The organism is Monashia sp. HAY1-2A (genome assembly GCF_056755315.1).
Genome location: NZ_JBNDHY010000226.1, coordinates 1 through 5148, shown reverse-complemented (window position 1 = coordinate 5148; position 5148 = coordinate 1). Strand labels below are relative to the sequence as shown.

3 protein-coding genes are annotated in these 5148 nt (G+C 71.1%); all 3 read left to right on the top strand.

The genetic code is table 11. From position 1 onward, the window contains the following. On the top strand, positions 1-1439 hold a 1439-nt coding region (gene guaB / locus ACPYOM_RS20870), incomplete at its 5' end, for an IMP dehydrogenase (RefSeq protein WP_481347419.1). Positions 1440-1521: 82 nt separating this feature from the next. Beyond that, positions 1522-2643: a GuaB3 family IMP dehydrogenase-related protein gene (locus tag ACPYOM_RS20865; RefSeq protein ID WP_481341791.1), complete on the top strand. Its 1122-nt coding sequence runs from the start codon at positions 1522-1524 to the stop codon at positions 2641-2643. Between the two features lie 313 nt (positions 2644-2956). Further along, positions 2957-5148, top strand: a 2192-nt coding sequence (locus tag ACPYOM_RS20860; RefSeq protein ID WP_481347418.1) for a bifunctional glycosyltransferase/CDP-glycerol:glycerophosphate glycerophosphotransferase, incomplete at its 3' end; no start/stop codon positions are given.

The window sequence follows — 5148 nt, the reverse complement described above, 5'->3', positions numbered from 1 at the left end:
ACAGCGACCTCGCCCCCACCGACATCGACACGACGACGCGCCTGACGCGCGAGCTGTCCATCCGCACGCCCCTCATCTCCGCCGCGATGGACACCGTCACCGAGTCGCGGATGGCCATCGCCATGGCACGCCAGGGCGGCATCGGCGTCCTGCACCGCAACCTCTCGATCCAGGACCAGGCCTACCAGGTCGACCTCGTCAAGCGGACCCAGACCGGCATGATCGCCAACCCGGTCACCATCGGCCCGGACCGCACCCTCGAGGAGCTCGACCAGATCTGCGGCGAGTACCGCATCTCGGGCCTGCCCGTCGTCGACGGCGACAAGAAGCTCATCGGCATGGTCACCAACCGCGACCTGCGCTTCACGCCCGTCGCCGAGTGGGCCACCACGCGGGTGCGGGACGTCATGACCCCGATGCCGCTCATCACCGGCCACGAGGGCATCAGCCGCGACGACGCCACGGCCCTGCTGCGCCAGCACAAGCGCGAGCGGCTGCCGATCGTCGACGCCGAGGGCCACCTCGCCGGCCTCATCACCGTCAAGGACTTCGTCAAGAGCGAGCAGTTCCCCGACGCCAGCAAGGACGACGCCGGCCGGCTCATGGTCGGCGCGGCCATCGGCTACTTCGGCGACGCGTGGGAGCGCGCGACGACGCTCATCGAGGCCGGCGTGGACGTCCTCGTCGCCGACACTGCGCACGGCCACGTGCGGATGCTCCTCGAGATGGTCGAGCGGCTCAAGTCCGACCCGGCCACGCGCCACGTCCAGGTCATCGGCGGCAACGTCGCCACCACCGACGGGGCCCAGGCGTTCGTCGACGCCGGAGCCGACGCCGTCAAGGTGGGTGTCGGCCCCGGCTCGATCTGCACGACCCGCATCGTCACCGGTGTCGGCGCGCCGCAGGTCACCGCCGTGCATGCCGCCGCCCAGGCCTGCAAGCCCGCGGGCGTGCCCGTCATCGCCGACGGTGGCCTCCAGTTCTCCGGCGACATCGCCAAGGCCATCGTCGCCGGCGCCGACTCGGTCATGATCGGGTCGCTCCTCGCCGGCTGCGAGGAGAGCCCGGGCGAGCTGATCTTCGTCAACGGCAAGCAGTTCAAGAGCTACCGGGGCATGGGGTCGCTCGGCGCGATGAGCAGCCGCGGCAAGAAGTCCTTCTCCAAGGACCGCTACTTCCAGGCCGAGGTCGAGTCCGACGACAAGATCGTGCCCGAGGGCATCGAGGGACGCGTCGCCTACCGCGGGCCGCTGTCGGCCGTCGCGCACCAGATGGTCGGCGGCCTGCGCCAGTCGATGTTCTACGTCGGCGCGCGCACCGTCCCCGAGCTGCAGGACAAGGGTCGCTTCGTGCGCATCACCTCCGCCTCGCTCAAGGAGAGCCACCCCCACGACATCCAGGGCATCGTCGAGGCGCCGAACTACTCGACGAGCGGCTGACGGTCCGCAGCCACCTCGGACCCTGCCTCGCGCCCGCGAACGGGCGTCCGGGAGGGCCGTGCGGGGTCGGTAGGATCGGCCGGTGACCGAGATCGAGATTGGCCGAGGCAAGCGCGGACGCCGCGCGTACTCCTTCGACGACATCGCGGTCGTGCCCTCGCGGCGCACCCGTGACCCCGAGGAGGTCTCGGTCGCCTGGCAGATCGACGCCTACCACTTCGACATCCCGGTCATGGCCGCGCCGATGGACTCGGTCGTCTCGCCCGAGACGGCCATCGCGCTCGGCAAGCTCGGCGCCCTGCCGGTCCTCGACCTCGAGGGGCTGTGGACCCGCTACGAGGACCCGACGGCCCAGCTGCGCGAGATCGCGGCGATCGAGCCGGAGGCGGCGACGAGCCGGATGCAGGAGATGTACGCCGAGCCGATCAAGCCCGAGCTCATCACCGAGCGGTTGCGCCAGCTGCGCGAGGCCGGTGTCACCGTCGCGGGGGCCCTGTCGCCGCAGCGCACGCAGCAGCACTGGAAGACCGTCGTCGACGCCGGCGTCGACCTGTTCGTCATCCGCGGCACGACGGTGTCCGCGGAGCACGTGTCGGGGCGCGCCGAGCCGCTCAACCTCAAGCGCTTCATCTACGAGCTCGACGTGCCGGTCATCGTCGGCGGGGCCGCGTCGTACACCGCGGCCCTGCACCTCATGCGCACCGGCGCGGCCGGCGTCCTCGTCGGTTTCGGCGGCGGCGCGGCGCACACGACCCGCACGGCCCTGGGCATCCACGCACCGATGGCCTCGGCCGTCGCCGACGTCGCGGCCGCCCGCCGCGACTACCTCGACGAGTCCGGTGGCCGGTACGTCCACGTCATCGCCGACGGCGGCGTCGGGACCTCCGGTGACATCGTCAAGGCGATCGCGTGCGGCGCGGACGCCGTCATGCTCGGCGCGGCCCTCGCCCGCGCCACCGACGCCCCGGGTGGTGGCTACCACTGGGGACCCGAGGCCCACCACGCCGAGCTGCCGCGCGGGGAGCGCATCGAGCTCGGCAGGCAGGCCTCCCTCGAGGAGATCCTCTTCGGTCCGGGCCGCCGGGCCGACGGGACGACGAACATCGTCGGTGCCCTGCGGCGCGCCATGGCCACCACCGGCTACTCCGACGTCAAGGAGTTCCAGCGCGTCGAGGTCGTCGTCTCGCCGTACCTCGGCAACTGACCGACATCCCGACGTCCCGGGTCCCGACGTCCTCGGTCCCGATGCACCGCAGCCGGCTGACCGCGTCACGGCTGCGGCACCCGCCCGCGGCGGTGCGCGTCGTCGTCCGCGCGCATACGCCCCTTTGATGGGTGTGCGATGGGTACGGCATGGGTGCCGGGTGGGCGTCAGACGCATCGGTGGTTAGGATCGGTCGATCGCGTTCCGCCAGGGGGTGGCCAGGAACGCGTTCGTGCGGTCCTGCCTGCCGCACCCTCCGCCGACGACGACAGCAGCGCAGGATGCCCTCCTGCGCGGGAAGGCCCGTTGACCCATGACCGACCCCACCCCCGAGACGACGCCGAGCTCCACCACGTCCCCCACCTCGGGTGCGCCGGGTAGGCCACTGTTCAGCATCGTCACCGCGGTGTACGACGTGTCGCGGTACCTGCCGGAGTTCTTCGCCTCGATCGAGGCGCAGACCTTCGACCTGTCCCGCCTGCAGGTCGTCCTCGTCGACGACGGGTCCACCGACGACAGCCTCGAGGTGGCCCGCGCCTGGGCCGAACGGGTGTCGTTCGAGGTCGTCGTGCTGACCCAGGAGAACGCCGGCCAGGCCGCGGCGCGCAACGCCGGCCTCGAGGTGGCGACGGGCGAGTGGGTGACGTTCACCGACCCGGACGACACCGTCAACCCGGCGTACCTGTCCTCGATGGCGACCTTCGCCACGCAGCACCCTGACGTCCAGTTCCTGTCCAGCAACGTCGTCCTGCGGATGGAGGCCACGGGCGAGGAGCGCAAGCACCCACGCTGGCGGATGTACGGCAGCAACCTGCTCGTCGACCTCGACGTGGCCACCTCGTTCATCCCGGGCAGCTCGACCACGTCGGCGATGCGTCGCGACGTCATCGGCGACCTGCGGTTCAACCCGGGACTGCGTCCGAACTTCGAGGACGGCGACTTCGCGGTCCGCTACCTGCTGCGCGCGCCGAACCGGCGCACCGGCTTCCTCGCCTCGGCGAAGTACTTCTACCGCAAGCGGGCGGACCAGTCCTCGACGCTGCAGACGGGCATCTCTGCGCTCGGCCGGTATGCCACCGTCCCGCGGGACGGGTACCTGGCGCTGCTGCGCGAGGCCACCGAGCAGTTCGGCCGCGCCCCGATGTGGGTCCAGCACGTCGTCCTCTACGAGCTGTCGTGGTACTTCTCGGCCGAGGACGCCATGGGCGCGTCGGCCGCTGCCATCGAGGGTGAGCTCGGGGCGTCGTTCCGCGAGGTCCTTGCGCGGATCGCCCAGCTCCTCGACGCCGACGTCGTCGACTCCTTCGACATCCGCAAGCTGCAGCCGCACTGGCGCGACATCCTCCTGCACGGCCTCGGCACCGAGCCGTGGCACACCCCGTACGTCGTCACCGACCGGTACGACCGGGTCAAGCGCCAGGTGCGCGTCCGGTACCGCTACGTCGGCGAGCCGCCGACCGAAGAGGTCTACACGCGCGGGTCCGTCGCGACCCCGCGCCACGCCAAGCTGCGCGCCATCGAGTTCTTCGGCGACACGCTCATGTGGGAGCGGGTGCTCTGGGTCGACGCCCGCGGCACCCTCGAGGTCCGTCTCGACGGGAAGCGTGTCGAGCTGTACGGCGACTGGCCGGGGCAGCGAACGCGCGCCCTCGGCGCCAAGGCCATCGCCCGTCGCTTCCGTCCCGTGCCCAAGCGGCGCAAGGAGGTGCTCGCGCAGCTCAAGGTCGACCCGGTGCGGCTCCTGGCGGCGCGGCCGCAGGTGCGCAAGGTCTTCGGGGACGCGTGGGTGCTCATGGACCGGATCCACGACGCGAACGACTCGGGCGAGATCCTGTTCCGGTACCTGCGCGATCACCGCCCGGAGATCAACGCCTGGTTCGTCGTGGAGAAGGACACGGCGGACTGGAAGCGCCTCAGGGCCGACGGGTACGGCAGCAGGCTGGTCGCGCACGGGTCGCTGCGGTGGAAGCTGCTCATGATCAACGCCGCCCACCTCGTCTCCTCGCACATCGACGTGCCCGTCCAGCGCCCACCGGCGGTGGTCGCGCACCTTCCACACCCGAGGTGGAAGTTCACGTTCCTGCAGCACGGCGTCATCAAGGACGACCTGTCGCGTTGGCTCAACGAGAAGCAGGTCGACGTGTTCGTGACGTCGACGCCGGGGGAGTACGAGTCCATCGCGGGCGAGGGGTCGCCGTACGTGTTCACCGACAAGGAGACGGTGCTGACCGGGCTGCCGCGTTTCGACCGGCTGCACGAGAAGGCGCAGCAGTTCACCGGTGAGGGCTGTGACCTGATCCTCGTGGCGCCGACGTGGCGCAACTGGCTGGTGCCGCCGCTGAAGCCGGGCAGCCAGCGTCGGGTCATCGACGCGCGGTTCTTCCAGACCGAGTACGCGCAGGCGTGGACGGCGTTCCTGACCAGCCCCGAGCTGGCCGAGCTGGCGCAGCGGACCGGTCGGCGCGTGGCGTTCCTGCCGCACCCGAACATCCAGCCGGTGCTGGC